Source organism: Rhizobium sp. CNPSo 3670, from assembly GCF_057784555.1.
This window is the reverse complement of sequence record NZ_JBXSOL010000004.1, coordinates 293,824-307,614: the sequence shown is the minus strand read 5'-3', so window position 1 is coordinate 307,614 and position 13,791 is coordinate 293,824. Positions and strand designations below refer to the sequence as shown.

18 protein-coding genes and 1 pseudogene are annotated in these 13,791 nt (G+C 60.1%); 9 read left to right on the top strand and 10 right to left on the bottom strand.

Annotation, left to right across the window (positions count from 1 at the left end; translation table 11 throughout):
• Positions 1–399: 399 nt before the first annotated feature.
• Positions 400–1,298: pseudogene (locus AC13QO_RS06240) on the top strand (LysR substrate-binding domain-containing protein).
• A 36-nt stretch (positions 1,299–1,334) separates the two neighbouring features.
• Here AC13QO_RS06240 and AC13QO_RS06235 read toward each other — a convergent pair.
• Positions 1,335–2,018 (bottom strand): DNA alkylation repair protein, encoded by a 684-nt coding sequence (locus tag AC13QO_RS06235; protein WP_285196068.1) that lies wholly within the window; start codon positions 2,016–2,018, stop codon positions 1,335–1,337.
• Entirely contained in the window at positions 2,015–2,884 is an 870-nt protein-coding gene (locus AC13QO_RS06230; RefSeq protein ID WP_285196067.1) for an NAD(P)-dependent oxidoreductase, read from the bottom strand. Before AC13QO_RS06230 ends, AC13QO_RS06235 begins: the two co-directional genes overlap by 4 nt.
• Positions 2,885–3,048: 164 nt before the next feature.
• On the opposite strand from AC13QO_RS06230, the gene AC13QO_RS06225 reads away from it, so the two are divergent.
• The 7 genes from AC13QO_RS06225 to AC13QO_RS06195 all read left to right on the top strand — a co-directional run bounded on the left by AC13QO_RS06225 (position 3,049) and on the right by AC13QO_RS06195 (position 7,204).
• Positions 3,049–3,420: a hypothetical protein gene (locus tag AC13QO_RS06225; protein WP_285196066.1), complete on the top strand. Its 372-nt coding sequence runs from the start codon at positions 3,049–3,051 to the stop codon at positions 3,418–3,420.
• A gap of 373 nt (positions 3,421–3,793) precedes the next feature.
• Positions 3,794–4,969, top strand: a complete 1,176-nt coding sequence (gene ssuD, locus AC13QO_RS06220; protein ID WP_285196064.1) for an FMNH2-dependent alkanesulfonate monooxygenase — start codon at positions 3,794–3,796, stop codon at positions 4,967–4,969.
• A gap of 266 nt (positions 4,970–5,235) precedes the next feature.
• On the top strand, positions 5,236–5,559 hold the full coding sequence (locus AC13QO_RS06215) for an ArsR/SmtB family transcription factor (protein ID WP_285196063.1): 324 nt from the start codon (positions 5,236–5,238) through the stop codon (positions 5,557–5,559).
• Positions 5,556–5,966: an SRPBCC family protein gene (locus AC13QO_RS06210; protein WP_097601451.1), complete on the top strand. Its 411-nt coding sequence runs from the start codon at positions 5,556–5,558 to the stop codon at positions 5,964–5,966. Before AC13QO_RS06215 ends, AC13QO_RS06210 begins: the two co-directional genes overlap by 4 nt.
• A gap of 48 nt (positions 5,967–6,014) precedes the next feature.
• Positions 6,015–6,236 carry a hypothetical protein gene (locus tag AC13QO_RS06205; protein ID WP_488540177.1) on the top strand — a complete coding sequence of 74 codons (222 nt, stop codon included), beginning with the start codon at positions 6,015–6,017 and terminating at the stop codon, positions 6,234–6,236.
• Positions 6,237–6,246: 10 nt separating this feature from the next.
• Positions 6,247–6,714: a DUF1801 domain-containing protein gene (locus AC13QO_RS06200; protein WP_488540176.1), complete on the top strand. Its 468-nt coding sequence runs from the start codon at positions 6,247–6,249 to the stop codon at positions 6,712–6,714.
• 34 nt (positions 6,715–6,748) lie between these two features.
• On the top strand, positions 6,749–7,204 hold the full coding sequence (locus AC13QO_RS06195) for a DUF1801 domain-containing protein (RefSeq protein WP_488540175.1): 456 nt from the start codon (positions 6,749–6,751) through the stop codon (positions 7,202–7,204).
• 17 nt (positions 7,205–7,221) lie between these two features.
• Here AC13QO_RS06195 and AC13QO_RS06190 read toward each other — a convergent pair whose 3' ends face one another.
• The 4 genes from AC13QO_RS06190 to AC13QO_RS06175 all read right to left on the bottom strand — a co-directional run bounded on the left by AC13QO_RS06190 (position 7,222) and on the right by AC13QO_RS06175 (position 9,640).
• Complete coding sequence (locus AC13QO_RS06190) at positions 7,222–7,698, bottom strand: SRPBCC family protein (protein WP_488540174.1); 477 nt, start codon at positions 7,696–7,698, stop codon at positions 7,222–7,224.
• Positions 7,695–8,036, bottom strand: a complete 342-nt coding sequence (locus AC13QO_RS06185) for an ArsR/SmtB family transcription factor (protein ID WP_085778424.1) — start codon at positions 8,034–8,036, stop codon at positions 7,695–7,697. The genes AC13QO_RS06190 and AC13QO_RS06185 overlap by 4 nt, the downstream gene beginning before the upstream one ends.
• Positions 8,033–8,719: a glutathione S-transferase family protein gene (locus tag AC13QO_RS06180; protein ID WP_488540173.1), complete on the bottom strand. Its 687-nt coding sequence runs from the start codon at positions 8,717–8,719 to the stop codon at positions 8,033–8,035. The genes AC13QO_RS06185 and AC13QO_RS06180 overlap by 4 nt, the downstream gene beginning before the upstream one ends.
• Before the next feature lie 102 nt (positions 8,720–8,821).
• Entirely contained in the window at positions 8,822–9,640 is an 819-nt protein-coding gene (locus AC13QO_RS06175; protein ID WP_285196059.1) for a class I SAM-dependent methyltransferase, read from the bottom strand.
• A gap of 114 nt (positions 9,641–9,754) precedes the next feature.
• Between AC13QO_RS06175 and AC13QO_RS06170 the strand changes: the two genes are divergently transcribed.
• Positions 9,755–10,480: a DUF2270 domain-containing protein gene (locus AC13QO_RS06170; protein ID WP_488540172.1), complete on the top strand. Its 726-nt coding sequence runs from the start codon at positions 9,755–9,757 to the stop codon at positions 10,478–10,480.
• Between the two features lie 10 nt (positions 10,481–10,490).
• On the opposite strand, the gene AC13QO_RS06165 is transcribed toward AC13QO_RS06170, so the two are convergent.
• The 4 genes from AC13QO_RS06165 to AC13QO_RS06150 all read right to left on the bottom strand — a co-directional run bounded on the left by AC13QO_RS06165 (position 10,491) and on the right by AC13QO_RS06150 (position 13,489).
• On the bottom strand, positions 10,491–10,757 hold the full coding sequence (locus tag AC13QO_RS06165) for an usg protein (RefSeq protein WP_085778420.1): 267 nt from the start codon (positions 10,755–10,757) through the stop codon (positions 10,491–10,493).
• A 211-nt stretch (positions 10,758–10,968) separates the two neighbouring features.
• Positions 10,969–11,799: an ABC transporter permease gene (locus AC13QO_RS06160; protein ID WP_285196058.1), complete on the bottom strand. Its 831-nt coding sequence runs from the start codon at positions 11,797–11,799 to the stop codon at positions 10,969–10,971.
• Positions 11,796–12,602 carry an ABC transporter permease gene (locus tag AC13QO_RS06155; RefSeq protein WP_085778418.1) on the bottom strand — a complete coding sequence of 269 codons (807 nt, stop codon included), beginning with the start codon at positions 12,600–12,602 and terminating at the stop codon, positions 11,796–11,798. The genes AC13QO_RS06160 and AC13QO_RS06155 overlap by 4 nt, the downstream gene beginning before the upstream one ends.
• A 113-nt stretch (positions 12,603–12,715) precedes the next feature.
• Entirely contained in the window at positions 12,716–13,489 is a 774-nt protein-coding gene (locus AC13QO_RS06150; RefSeq protein WP_488540171.1) for a transporter substrate-binding domain-containing protein, read from the bottom strand.
• Positions 13,490–13,791: the final 302 nt, after the last annotated feature.

The following is a 13,791-nucleotide window of genomic DNA, read 5'->3' as shown; positions in this document are numbered from 1 at the left end:
CTCGTTCTAATCCAATAGGTGAGTGTCCCCGGTCTTCGGGCCGGGGACGCTTCAAATCAGTTTCTGATCCGAGTGACCTCCAGCTACGGGGACGGGTCCGGTCTTCCCTGCCGGACCGTCCTTGCAGTGTTTTTGACACGCGCTCTTGTGGCTGCATTTCCGAGCACTATCCAGGTAAGCCGAACCGGCATATTGTGTATCGCACGTCGGCATCCTGCAGGCCTTAATTGAGGCCATTCTTATTCTCAACAGAGTTTAGGTTGACATTGGGCATTGGTTGGCTTTGCCGCGACGGTTCGTGGAAAGAAGAATCCAATGCCGACAATGTGATTACAGCTTTGCTGGAGAGAGATACAACCCTTTCGGGGCGGCATTCATTCATACTCTCGGCTTGTTCGCATGGATGATCTCAACGACTATTTTTAATTTGCAGCCGTCGTTTCCAGTGATGGTTTTGCTTCTGCCAGTCGCAATCTGAAAATACCGCGCTCAAAATTGGGTAGGCGGGTCAGTCGCCTCGAGGGACGGGCTTGGCCCGCGGCTGATAGAGCGTTCGACCCGTCACTTCCGGGTGACAGAGATCGGTCAAGCTTTTTAGGAAAGATGCCAGACCATTCTGCAGGAGGCCGATCGCGCCAAATCGATCGTCACCGAGGCCCAATCCGATCTTCTGGGTGTGGTGCGGATGGGCTGCCCGCTTGGTCTGGTCGACATTTCCGTCGGAGGCATATTGCCTGAATTCCTCGAACGATATCCGAAGATCAAGCTGCAGATTATCGGCTCCGACCGCCGCGCCGACCTCATCAACGAACGGATCGATCTTGAGGTGAGGGCGACCAACGAGCCGGAGATACGGACGAGCCTGACGATGCGCAAGCTCGACAGGGCGCGGCGATTCCTGGTCGCAAGTCCGTCGCTCATTCGAACGCATCGGCGGTTTAAATTGCGTCGACGAACTCGCCGATCTTCCGACGCTGGCGATGACCCCGTTGGTGTCGTTCCATACTTGGGAACTCATCGGTCCGAATGACGACAAACGGGTAGTCCGGCATCAGCCGAGGCTAACCTGCCGCAGCATGACCGCCATTCTCGATGCAGCCCGCGCCGGCCTCGGCTTCGGGCTTCTGCTCGAAAGTGCCTGCGAGGCGGATCTGCAGGCCGGCAGGCTTGTGCGGGTGCTGCCGGAATGACAGTCGGAAGAGGGCCAGTTTTATATCGTCTTCACGACGGCCAAGGGCATGCCGCCGGCGGTAAGAGTCTTAATCGACTTTCTGGTGGAAAAATCCAGGCCCCATTGACGACGAGGCGAAATCCTCAGCCTTGGACGCATCGCGCTATTTCAGCCGCGCCAACAGCTTTTCACCGCTCAGCTCCCTGACAGCATCCCTGCCGATCCAGCGGGCGGTTTTATCCGGACGTTCAGCCAGCAGCTTCGCCAACCCCAGCGCCGGCCCATGGCAGGCGCGATTGCGTTTGCCGATGCTGCGCAATGCCCAATTGACCGCCTTGCGAACGAAGTTGCGGGAATCGCCGGAATGCACCTCGATCAGCGGCAGCCAGGAAAGGATGGCCATATCGGTCTCGCCCTTTCGATGGACGGCGGCGCCAGCGATCATCGCAAAAGCGGCGCGACGGACAAATTCGCGCTCTTCGGCAGCGAATTCCGGAATGAGCTCGTCCAGGCCCGCCTCGACGAAGAGACCGGCGGCGCAGTCGACAATTTCCCAGGAGTCGAAATCATGAGCCCAGTTTCTTGCCTCTTCTGGCGTCAGCCGCTTCGGCTCGGCAGTATAGAGAGCGAGCAGCCGAGCCTCGCGGATATTGCTTCGCCAGAGCTGCATTGCCCTGAGGTGATTCCTCTTCGCCAATCTGGCGACTGCCCTGATATCAGGATTGGAAATTCCGAGGGCGCGGTCGGTGACGATACCGAATCGCGCCATTCCGGCGGCATTCTCCTCCGAGCGCAGCGTTTCGAGATGCGCGATCAGTTCAGCCGGATCGGAGGAGGGACCGATCATTTCTCAAGCCGGGCGAGCAGCGAGGAGGTGTCCCAGCGATTGCCGCCCATTGCCTGCACGTCGCCGTAGAACTGGTCGACGAGGGCGGTGACCGGCAGCTTGGCGCCGTTGCTGCGCGCTTCGGCGAGCACGATGCCAAGATCTTTCCGCATCCAGTCGACTGCGAAGCCGAAATCATATTTGCCGGCATTCATGGTCTTGTGGCGGTTTTCCATCTGCCAGGAGCCGGCCGCGCCTTTCGAGATTACCTCGACGACCTTTTCAATATCGAGGCCGGCGCGCTTGCCGAAGTGCAGCGCTTCAGAAAGCCCCTGGACGAGGCCGGCGATGCAGATCTGGTTGACCATCTTGGTAAGCTGTCCGGAACCGGCCGGCCCCATGAGGCCGACCATGCGCGCATAGGCGTCGATCACCGGCCGGGCTCTCTCGAAGATGGCTTCATCGCCGCCGCACATGACGGTTAGCACTCCGTTTTCGGCGCCGGCCTGGCCGCCGGAGACTGGAGCGTCGATGAAATCCACACCCTTTTCCTTTGCCGCGGCATAAAGCTCGCGGGCGACTTCGGCGCTGGCGGTGGTATTATCGATCAGCACGGAACCCGGCTTCATGCCGTGCAGAGCGCCGTTCTCACCCGAGGTCACCGAACGGAGATCGTCGTCATTGCCGACGCAAACGAAGACGAAGTCGGCGCCAGCCGCAGCCTCTGCCGGTGTGGGCGCGGATTTGCCGGAGAATTTCTCGCCCCAGGCAGCGGCTTTCTCGGCTGTGCGATTGTAGACGGTGACATCGTGGCCGCCCTTCGTTTTCAAATGACCGGCCATGGGGAAGCCCATGACGCCGAGACCGATGAACGCGACTTTAGCCATATGTCCTATCCTTATCCTGAGTGAGAGGCCTTGAGGAGTAACCGAAATGGCGCAAGCAGAAAAGCCGTGAAGACGGACTTCCTTCCGGTTGGCGCATATGAGGCTGGTCGCCATTCAGCCGAGCCCTAGATGGGAACGACGAATAACGTTTCCCGAGGGGTGACATGAACGAAGTTCCGACGATCGAGCCACGTCGCAAGGGCCGCAGCGGCACCCAGGCGATGCTTATTCCGTCGCGGCAGATGATCGAAGATCAGATTCGATTGGCGCCTGAAGGTGTTCTTACTGAGGCCGGCGTCCTGCGCCGGCTGCTCGCGGCCCAGTACGGAGCGGATGCCTGCTGTCCGGTGACGGTGCAGCGGCATTTGCGTGCGATCGCCGAATTATCCTTCGGCGCGCTGGAGAACGGCGAACCGCTTTCGACAGTGACGCCATATTGGCGCATGGTCGATCCGGCGAGCCTGCTTGCGAAACGTCTTGCCGGCGGTCCCGCCTTCATTCGCGAGCAATTGGCTGCCGAACGTCGAGAGAAGTAGCGAGGCAGAGCGTAAGGAACTCCGCCTGATCGCGATTCCGGGCGAGTTTACCGAAGGCGGCATGGGAAGAGCCCTCACCACGTCAAACGCGAAAAAATATTCCGCGAACGGCGCAACAATGGCAAACTCGTATTATCGATATAATCTGTAGTGTATGTCAGTATTTGTGCGAATTGGGGGCCAGCTCTGGAACGGAGCGTGATAACCGCCGTCGACCGACAGGACATTCAAATGCTCAAGCGTAGACAGGCGCCCGGACCATTTTCGCACCGCCACCGCGGCCCTTCCGAGCATTCGCATGGCGGCGGTGTGCAGCCATGCCAGGCTCACCGCGCGAGCCGATCTTCGAATTTCGCAGTAAAGGACCGTTTTCATGACCGCCACCTCTGATCCCATCAATTTTCTCTGGTTCATCCCTACATCGGGCGACGGCACTTATCTCGGCTCTTCCGACCTCAACCGGGCGCCGGAGATCGGCTATCTCACCCAGATCGCGCAGGCCGTAGACCGGCTGGGCTATTCTGGCGTGCTGTTGCCGACCGGGGTTGCGTGCGAGGAATCCTTTGTGACGGCAGCCGCACTGGCGGCAAAGACCGAGAAGTTGCAGTTCCTGGTGGCGATCCGCCCGGGCACGGCATCGCCTGCCTATTATGCGCGTCTTGCGACAACGCTCGACCGCATTTCCAACGGCCGCCTGCTGCTCAACATCGTCGTGGGCGGCAGCCCGGCGGAGCTTGCCGGCGACGGCATCCATCTCGAGCATGACGAGCGCTACGCCCATGCCGAGGAGTTCTTTACTGTGTTCGAAGAGCTGCTGGACAAGGGGACGGCGAGCTTCGACGGCAAATACATCAAGGCGACCAATGCGCGCCTCGGCTTTCCCTCGGTGCAGAACCCGCGCCCGCCGCTTTATTTCGGCGGCTCGTCGGATGCCGGCATCGATTTCTCGGTCGGCCGCGTCGACAAGTACCTGACCTGGGGCGAACCGCCGGCGCAGGTGGCCGAGAAGGTCACCAAGGTGCGCCAGGCGGCTGCTGATCGTGGCCGCGAGGTGACCTTCGGCATCCGCCTGCATTTCATCGTGCGGGAAACGGACGAGGAGGCATGGGAGGCGGCCGAGCGGCTGATCCGTCATCTCGACGACGAAACGATCCGCGAGGCGCAGGAGCGCTTTGTCCACGAATCCGATTCAGTCGGACAGAAGCGTATGGCCGCTCTTCACGGCGGCCGCCGCGACAAGCTTGAGGTCTCGCCGAACCTATGGGCCGGCGTCGGCTTGGTGCGCGCCGGCGCAGGCACCGCGCTTGTCGGCTCTCCGAAGACGGTGGCTGCCCGCCTGCGCGAATATCAGGAACTTGGCATCGACACAGTGATCGGCTCCGGCTACCCGCATCTCGAAGAGGCCTATCGTGTGGCCGAGCTGCTCTTCCCCGAGCTCGGCATTACTCGCGAGCAGCAGCGTCTGGCATTCAACAATGAATTCGGCCGCAAGCAGATATTCGCCGGCGGCAGCCATGGCGGCAACCTCAAAGTCGTCTCAGGCTCCTGAATTCAAAAAGATGCAGAGCATGTATCGCCGGAAGCCGTCAGCGGCTTCCGGCGTTTTTCCGCATGTCGGTTGCCCTTCAGGCTGGCGAGTCGCAATTATGCATAGCCGATGGGCTATGCCGGATGTGTTCGTGGCTTTTCGATTGTTGTATGCTCGCGGGCTGGCCCCAGGTTTTTCCAATCCATTTGTCGCTTTCTATCGTCGCTTGACATACGTATATCTCAGTGGCTATAGGTTTATTCATAGCTCAATAGGTATGGGTCGTCATGTCGAACGTTCAGGACGTGCTTTTCAGGACGCTTGCGGATCCTACCCGGCGCGCGCTTTTCGAGCGGCTGTGCCGGGAAGGGGAGAAGACGGTCGGAGCGTTGACGGCGCAGGCCGGGGTCTCGCAGCCGGTCGTTTCGAAACATCTCGGGCTGCTGAAGAAAGCCGGCCTGGTGCGCGACCGTCATGAGGGGCGGCAGACGCATTATAGCGCGCAGCTCGGCGCGCTTGCGCCGCTCGTCGACTGGACGAGCGAGATGGCCGGCTTCTGGCAAAGCCGCTTCAATGCCCTCGAAGATTTGTTGAAGAGGATGGATCAATGACAGACATATCGACCGAAACACGTTCCGTTGTCATCGAGCGGGAGATGCCTTTTCCGGCGGAAAAGATCTGGCGGGCGCTGACCCAGCCGCATCTGATCCAGGAGTGGTTGATGAAAAGCGACTTCAAGCCGGTCGTCGACCATCGCTTTAACTTCAACGCCGATTGGGGTGCGGTCGACTGCCGCGTTCTGGAAGTCGAGCCCCACAAGACCCTCGCTTACAGCTGGGGCGCCTATGGCCTCGAAACCGTCGTGACCTGGACGCTCACGTCCACGGGCGCGGGTACGCATCTGCGCATGGAGCAGTCGGGTTTCCGGGCGGATCAGCGGCAGGCCTATGGCGGCGCCAGGAGCGGGTGGCCGCAATTCTTCGACAAACTGGAGCAGGTGTTGGCGCGGATTGACTGATCCATCGCCGAGCGGGCGGGCCGTCGGGCTGATTTCGAGGAGGCTTCATTGAACTTGAACAACTGGTTTCGGCAGGTCCACCGTTGGCTGTCCATTGCCTTTACGCTGGTCGCCATCGCCAATATCATCGCCATGGTGCAGGAGGAGTCGGCGGTCTGGATTGGGCTCTTGGCGCTGCTGCCGCTCGGGCTGCTTCTCGTTACCGGTCTCACCTTGTTCGTACTGCCCTATACCGCGGCACGGCGCGAGGTGGGAGGCATCGGCGGTTAGGAGGAAATCTATGGCGGGCAGAACGTCGAAAGGCACGGAGAAGGTCACGAAAAAGACCGCTAAACCGGCGGGGGCGGCGCCGAAGCTTCTGTCGGGCGGCAACCCGCAAATCCCCAAGGATTGTGGCGATGCGCCCGTGCAAGCCTACATCGCCACCATGCCGGACTGGAAAAGTGAGATCGGGCGTCGCCTCGATGCGCTGATCACCAGAACCGTGCCCGGCGTCTGCAAGGCGGTCAAGTGGAACTCGCCCTTTTACGGCATGGAAGGGCAGGGTTGGTTCCTCGGCGTCCATTGCTACGCCAGCTATGTCAAGGTGGCCTTCTTCAAGGGCGCGTCGCTGCATCCTCTGCCGCCGGGCGGGTCCAAGCAGAAAGAGGTGCGTTACCTCGATATCCGCAAGGACGATCCCTTCGACGAGGCGCAGGTCGCCTCCTGGGTAGAGCAGGCGAGCCGGTTGCCCGGCGAACGGATGTGAGGTTTTGATGCGCGGCGACGGGAGAACGACAAAGATGAAGAAGGCGACGGCAACCTTGAAGAAGACCGATTCCAAGGAAGGGAACGGGCAAGCCTCTCCCTCTCAACTGATTGATGCGAGGATCGAGGAGCTCAAGGATTGGCGCGGCGACATGCTCGCGCGGGTCCGGGCACTCATCAAGCAGGCCGAACCCGAGGTGGTCGAGGAATGGAAGTGGCGAGGGGTTCCGGTGTGGGAGCGCGCCGGCATCATCTGCACCGGTGAGACCTATAAGAGCGTGGTCAAGCTTACCTTCGCAAAAGGAGCCTCGCTTGAGGATCCAAACGGGCTTTTCAACTCCAGCCTCGACGGGAACACCCGGCGCGCCATCGACTTTCATGAAGGCGACGAGATCGACGAGGAGGCGCTGAAGGCGCTCATTCGAGCCGCGGCAGCGCTGAATACGTCGGTGCGCGCGGCCGGCTCGCGGAAGAAATCAAGCAGCGCGTGACGGGTCATCCGGCCGCGTTAGTGAATTGGGCTTGCCTTGCGTTCGAGAAAGAGCTCGAGATTGTCGAGGCCGATCTCGGTGCCCTGAAGGCGAGCGCCGTTGTCGGCGTAGCCGTCGAGGAAAACCACTTGCTCGGTGAAGACCATTCTGGTGCCGCTGGGTTCGACGTTGAAGGCGACGGTGACGAGCGAGGCTGAGATGCGGGTTTGGCCGAGCTTCATCTCATAGGCATAGATGATGCGGGTATCCGGCACGATATCGATGTAGTGGGCGTCATAGGCGTGCAGAAGTCCATCGGTGTCGGCGGTATAGTTCCTCTCTGTGCCGCCCGGCCTGAAATCGAGCGCATATTCCAGCGGCACCCATTCGCCGTGGCAGGCAAACCATTGCCGCTTCGACTCCGGCGTCGACCAGGCGCGAAAGACCCGGGCGACGGGCGCCTTCAGGCGGCGCTCGATGACGAAGGTGGTATGTTCGGCAGAGCGTGTCGTCATTCGGGGAGGGTCTCCGGCTCATCGGCGAGAAATTGATCCAACCTGTCAAAGGCGGCGTTCCAGCGGGTCTTTCGCTGTTCCACCCAGCGCTCGATAGCGGCGAGCGCATCCTGCTGCAGGCGATAGGTTCGCACCCGGCCGGATTTTTCGGACAGCACGAGGCCGCTCTCCTCCAACACCTGCAGATGTTTCATCACCGTCGGCAGGGCGACGGCGAGCGGTGCGGCCAGTTCGGTGACCGAGGCCGGGCCGCGGCCGAGGCGGTCGATCATCCCGCGGCGGCTGCGGTCGGAAAGCGCGTGGAACATGCGGTCGAGATCCGCCTGGTTTTCGATCATTCCGCCGCATCCCGAAAGCGGGCGGGCAACCTGTCCTGATAGGGATAGAACTTGAAATAAGGGCGGGCCTCTTCCAGCGCCCTGGCGAAGGACGGGCGCGCCAGCAGCCTGTTGTAATAGGCGCCAAGTTTCGGCTGCTCCTGTGAGAACGGGACCAGCGTCTCGGCATAGAAGAGGGCCGGGGCTGCAGCGCAATCAGCCATGGTGAAGGCATCGCCTGTTATCCAAGGGCTTTCGCCCAGCTGCTTTTCGATCATCGCATAGGCAGTGGTGAGCGTCGCTTTGCAGGCGGCCATCTCTATTTCGTCGGCCGTGCCCTCTGGACGCCGGCTACGGCTGACGAGGGTCTGCATCGGCACCTGGACATATTGGTCGAAGAAGCGGTCCCAGAGGCGGACCTGCAGCGCCCGATCGATCTCCAGCGGCAGCAGGCGCACGGGGCCGGGGTAGTAATGGTCGAGATATTCGATGATGATCGTGGTTTCGGGAATGGTGCTGTCGCGCGCCTCGTCCCTCAACAGCGGCATCTTGCCGATTGGCCAGAAGCGGAAGAGATCGGCGCGCGAAGCCTCGTCGGACAGATCGACGAGGCGATTTTCGAACGGAGTCGTGTTTTCATAAAGCGCGATCAGCACCTTATGGCAGAAGGAGGCGAGCGGATGCCCATAGAGCACGAGCGACATGCGGCGACCTTTCTTATCCGGTAGAAAACTTTACCGAAGGACTAAGTATCAGGTCCGAAAGCGCCGCGCAATAGATACTTCGCTAGTCGTGCAACTATTCCCTCAGCCGATGTATCGAGCGATCACCAGGTGGCCCGGTGTCGGCTGACCGTCTTCCATGCGGACGTTGATCTCCGATACCTCGACGAGTTCGAAACCGGTCGCCGTCAGACGTTCCCTGACATAGGCATCGGCATGGGCGAAGCGCTGATGCGGCCCGACCATATAGGCGCGGCCGGCAAGCGTCTCTTCGGGCAGGGTTTCGGAGGAGAAGATGAACAGACCGCCCGGCATCAGGTTTTCGGCGGCGCCGAAGAAGAGCGGTTCGAGCGCGCCGAGATAGGGGAGCACGTCTGTGGCGGTGATGAGGTCGAACGCCTCCTCGTCGTTGTCGTCGAGGAAATCCTCGACCTCGGCGACGAATAGCGTCTCGTAAAGATCTTTTTCATGCGCGATCTCGACCATCTTCTCCGATATGTCGATGCCGGTCATGTCCTCGCACAGGTCGCGCAGCGCACCGCCGGTGAGACCGGTGCCGCAGCCGAGATCGAGCAGCCGCTTGAACGGGCCGAGCTTCAATGCCTGCAGTCGCTGGCGCACCAGCATCGGCACGTGATAGCCGAGTTGCTCGACGAGTACGTCCTCGAACACCTCGGCATGCTGATCGAACAGCGTTTCGACATAAGCGTCAGGAGCCTTGACCGGGATTTCGCCGCGGCCCATCGCGGCGATGCGCACGGCGGCTCCGCCGTGATCCTCGGGATCGATCGCCAAAACGTCCTCGTAGGCCGCCACCGCCGCGTCGACATCACCGGATTTCTCCAGCGCCAGTGCGCGGTTGTAGGCCTCGGCAAGGGCTTCTTCGTTGATCTTCTTTGCCATCGCGGTCCATGTCCTTCTGTTTTCAGGCATGGCTCTACGGCGGCTTTCGATGTTTTGCAATGGCGCGGCAACAGGCGCACAATGGCCAAAAAGAAGACGACGGGAGGAAATGCCATGAAAGCGGAGCAAGACAGGATGCGACCGGCAAGGGAAGAAGAGGGTGAGCGCCCCTTGCTGCTGCCCACGACGCCGGGCGAGATCACCAATACACTTAGCCACTATTACCGCGGCGAGCTCGGGCGGATGACGAGCTGGCGCGACCGCATCGACCGGACGTCCAACTGGGCGATCACCGTGGTGGCGGCGCTGCTTTCGGTGTCGTTGTCGACGCCGACCTCGCATCACGGCGTGCTGTTGTTCGGTATCATGCTGGTGACGCTGCTTCTGATGATCGAGGCGCGGCGCTACCGCTTCTTTGATATCTACCGTGCCCGAATCCGGCAAATCGAACGCAACTATTTCGCGCAGATCCTGGCGCCTGACGCGGCGGCCCGGGGCGAATGGGCCACGGTCATCGCCAAGAGCCTGCGCAAGCCGCGTTTTCTGCTCAGCTATCATGAGGCGATGCACCGGCGGCTTAAGCGTAATTACGGCTGGATGTATTTCATCCTGTTTCTGGCATGGTGTCTGAAGATCACGACGCCGAAGCTACAGACGGAGGGCATGCCAGCGCTGCAGGCGCAGTCTTGGACCTATGTCATCGACAACGCAGTGCTCGGGCCGGTTCCCGGCCTTGCCGTCATCATCGGCGTCGTCGTCTTCTACCTCGGCATCCTCGTCTTCGCGCTGCGCCCGGACCGTGACGAAGGCGAATTCGGCCACGGCGAAGCGCATGTCTGACGCGCTCAGATCAGTGCAGGATGAACTCGCCCTTCAGCGCCCGCCACTCGGTGGCCGAGATCAGCTTGCGGTGGACGTAGCGAACCGAATGCAGCGGTCCGTCGAGCTTTTCCTGCCAGAACTTCAGGAAACCGCGCATTTCGGGAAAATCAGGGGCGAGGTCATAATCCTGCCAGACGTAAGTCTGCAGGATCGTAGGGTGATCCGGCAGGCGGTAGAGGATCTGGGCAGTTGTCAGACCGTAGCCCTGCAGTTGCTTTTCCATGTCCTTGTGCATCGTATTCAGCTTCTTCTCGTTCCCACTCGCGCTTTATTAGCGCTAGGTGAAATGGAAACATGCGAATGGTTAACACAAGCTTAACAGATACGTTGCCGAGGAAGTATTCTTTTTTATTTTCAAGTGCTTGGCAGCATGGCGAAGCGAGTGCTGCCATGCCGGTTTGAGCAATCGCTGTCCCAGAAACGATTATACTTTTCGGCGTTATGCCCTACCGTTTCAGATGCCGCGTCAGGCGACGCTCAATCCAGGCCCAGAGATGGCGCAGCGCCTCGACGATGGTGAGATAGAAGATCGCTGCCCAGAGATAGGTCTGGTAGTCGAAGGTGCGGGAGAAGGCGTAGCGCGTTTCGCCCATCAGATCGAGCACTGTGATGATGGCCACCACGGCCGAGCCTTTGATCAATAGGATGATCTCGTTGCCGTAGGGGCGAAGCGCCACGATGAAGGCCTGCGGCAGGATGATCTTGCGGAAGGCGATGCTCCTATGGATTCCGAGGGCAGCCGCTGCTTCGCGCTGCCCGTGCGGTACGCTTTCGATTGCGCCGCGCAGAATCTCCGCCTGGTAGGCCGCGGTATTGATGGTCATGGCGAACAGGCCGCAATACCACGCGTCTCGGAAGAACCACCAGAGGCCGACGCCTTCCAGCTGGGGGCGGAATACGCCGAGGCCGTAATAGACCAGGAAGAGCTGGGCAAGCAGCGGTGTGCCGCGGAAGAAATAAATATAGGCATAGGAAAGCCAGTTCAGCAGCTTGTTTTTCGACAAGCGCGCCATAGCAAGCGGCAGCGACAGGAGTGCGCCGCAAACCACCGAAATGGCTACAAGACTGAGCGTCACCCAGAGGCCGTGCAGATAGCGGGGGCCATAGCGGGTGAATTTCTCGATATCCCAGCCATTGATGACGGTGAAGATCAGCAGCGCGGCCAGCATGGCCCAAAATGCGACGAAGATACAGCCGGCAAGACGTGCCGTTGTCATCGGCTTCGCCACCTGGCGCGGCGCGGGCTGCGGCGGGATCAATGTTTCGGCGTAGCTCATCGACGGACCTCCGAACGCTTGGCCCAGCGATCGACATAGGCGAGCAGGAAGGAGGAGAGGATGGCGAGCACCAGATAGAGACAGCAGGCGATGCCATAAAAAAAGAAGGGTTCCTTGGTCACCCGCACGGCAACGTTCGTCTGGCGCAGGATGTCGGCCAAGCTGATGATCGAGACGTAGGATGTGTCTTTCAGAAGCACCATCCAGAGATTTGTGAGGCCGGGTAGCGCGATGCGTATGAGCTGCGGCAGAACGATGAGGCGCAGAGTGCGGCCGCGATGCAGGCCCAGCGCGTCTCCGGCCTCATATTGGCCCTTGGGAATGGCGCGAAAGGCCGAGAGCAGTACTTCCGAGCAATAGGCGGAAAAGACGACCGACAGCGCGATGACGCCGGCGAAGAAAGCATTGATTTCGATCGGCGGCCCGACATAGCCGGCAAGCTCCAGGAGAGACTGGATGAGCATCTGCATGCCGTAATAGATGATGAAGAGCGTCAGAAGCTCCGGCAGGCCGCGAAAGATCGTCGTATAGATACCGGCCGCCAGCCTCAGGGACTTTTCGTCCGACTGCTGGCCGAGCGCGACGAGGAAACCGATGACGAGGCCGATGGGCAGGGTGACGATCGCCACCGATACGGTGACCTGCAGCCCAAGGGCGATCTCGTCGCCCCAGCCAGTATCGCCACAGGCAAGTATCGTCGACTGACCCAACCAGGTGAAGATGCCGACGGGTCCGCATAGCGGATCGAAAATGTGCACAAGTGAGCTCCAGAAGGAGCCAAGCGCGGAAAACAATCCGCCCATGCGAGAATTCCCCTCACGGCTTTTGCCGTTTTGATCTTGCCACCTTTGTCAAACAAAAATGGCGGAAGAGCAAGCCTTCCGCCATTCGCTTGATCGGCCAGATACCGAATTTCTTATTCGCCGTAAACGTCGAAATCGAAGTACTTGTCCTGGATCTTCTTGTATTCGCCGTTGGCGCGGATCGCTGCGATCGCCGTGTTGAGCTTTTCCTTCAGCGGATCACCCTTGCGGATGGCGATGCCTGCGCCTTCGCCGTTGATTTCCTTGTCGACCGGCAGGGTCGTCAGGATCTTGCAGCAGGCGCCGGCGTCGGACTTGACCCATTCGGAGAGAACGACGACGTCGTCGATGACGGCATCGACACGGCCGCTGGAAACGTCAAGCTTGTATTCGTCGGCGGTGGGATACAGCTTCAGCTCGGTATCGGCGAGGTGCTTCTCGGCGTAGTTGGCATGCGTCGTGGAAGTCTGTGCGCCGATCACCTTGCCCTTGAGGCCGGCAACGTCAGTGATCTTGGAATCCTTCGGCACGGCGATCGCCGGAGGCGTGTTGTAGTACTTGTTGGAGAAGTCGACGAGCTTCAGGCGCTCCGGCGTGATCGACATGGAGGAGACGATCATATCGAACTTCTTGGCGTTCAGAGCCGGGATGATGCCGTCCCAATCGGTGCTGACGAAGGAGCATTCCGCTTTCATCTCGGCACAGAGCGCCTTGGCGATATCGATGTCGAAGCCCTGGATGGTGCCGCTGGCATCGACGAATTCGAAGGGCGGATAGGTCGAATCGGTGCCGATCACGTATTTCTCGCCATCGGCCATGGCCGAACCGGCAAAGAGCGACATTGCCGCGATCGAGGCTGCCGCGAAGATACGGTTGGAGATATGCATGAGGATCCTCTCTGTTGGTAGCCATCGCGCTTTTTTCTCTTGGGCTGACGGCTGCTGTTCAACGGTGACGGGCACCGCCTTGCGGCGATAATCAGACTTTTTTTCACGGAAATGCAACAGAAATTCCCACAAATTGTGCGGTGCAAATAACAGGTGAGATGAACGAAAGCAGACTGCAACATTCACCGGAGGTTAATCCGCTGATTCCTAGAAACGGAACAAATCGGCGGTTTGGCACTTTGCCAATTCGCCGTTTCGCCTCATTGCGAAACTAGGGCGAACCGAGGCCTGTCGGCCTTCAG

Bases quoted from the DNA above. Each gene is read 5' to 3' on its own strand.
- AC13QO_RS06230 (WP_285196067.1), bottom strand. From the start codon at position 2,884: ATGGCTAAAGTCGCGTTCATCGGTCTCGGCGTCATGGGCTTCCCCATG.
- AC13QO_RS06175 (WP_285196059.1), bottom strand. From the start codon at position 9,640: ATGGCAAAGAAGATCAACGAAGAAGCCCTTGCCGAGGCCTACAACCGC.
- AC13QO_RS06235 (WP_285196068.1), bottom strand. From the start codon at position 2,018: ATGATCGGTCCCTCCTCCGATCCGGCTGAACTGATCGCGCATCTCGAA.
- ssuD (WP_285196064.1), top strand. From the start codon at position 3,794: ATGACCGCCACCTCTGATCCCATCAATTTTCTCTGGTTCATCCCTACA.
- AC13QO_RS06185 (WP_085778424.1), bottom strand. From the start codon at position 8,036: ATGATCGAAAACCAGGCGGATCTCGACCGCATGTTCCACGCGCTTTCC.
- AC13QO_RS06190 (WP_488540174.1), bottom strand. From the start codon at position 7,698: ATGACGACACGCTCTGCCGAACATACCACCTTCGTCATCGAGCGCCGC.
- AC13QO_RS06200 (WP_488540176.1), top strand. From the start codon at position 6,247: ATGGCGGGCAGAACGTCGAAAGGCACGGAGAAGGTCACGAAAAAGACC.
- AC13QO_RS06210 (WP_097601451.1), top strand. From the start codon at position 5,556: ATGACAGACATATCGACCGAAACACGTTCCGTTGTCATCGAGCGGGAG.
- AC13QO_RS06195 (WP_488540175.1), top strand. From the start codon at position 6,749: ATGAAGAAGGCGACGGCAACCTTGAAGAAGACCGATTCCAAGGAAGGG.
- AC13QO_RS06155 (WP_085778418.1), bottom strand. From the start codon at position 12,602: ATGGGCGGATTGTTTTCCGCGCTTGGCTCCTTCTGGAGCTCACTTGTG.
- AC13QO_RS06215 (WP_285196063.1), top strand. From the start codon at position 5,236: ATGTCGAACGTTCAGGACGTGCTTTTCAGGACGCTTGCGGATCCTACC.
- AC13QO_RS06160 (WP_285196058.1), bottom strand. From the start codon at position 11,799: ATGAGCTACGCCGAAACATTGATCCCGCCGCAGCCCGCGCCGCGCCAG.
- AC13QO_RS06170 (WP_488540172.1), top strand. From the start codon at position 9,755: ATGAAAGCGGAGCAAGACAGGATGCGACCGGCAAGGGAAGAAGAGGGT.
- AC13QO_RS06225 (WP_285196066.1), top strand. From the start codon at position 3,049: ATGAACGAAGTTCCGACGATCGAGCCACGTCGCAAGGGCCGCAGCGGC.
- AC13QO_RS06180 (WP_488540173.1), bottom strand. From the start codon at position 8,719: ATGTCGCTCGTGCTCTATGGGCATCCGCTCGCCTCCTTCTGCCATAAG.
- AC13QO_RS06150 (WP_488540171.1), bottom strand. From the start codon at position 13,489: ATGCATATCTCCAACCGTATCTTCGCGGCAGCCTCGATCGCGGCAATG.
- AC13QO_RS06165 (WP_085778420.1), bottom strand. From the start codon at position 10,757: ATGCACAAGGACATGGAAAAGCAACTGCAGGGCTACGGTCTGACAACT.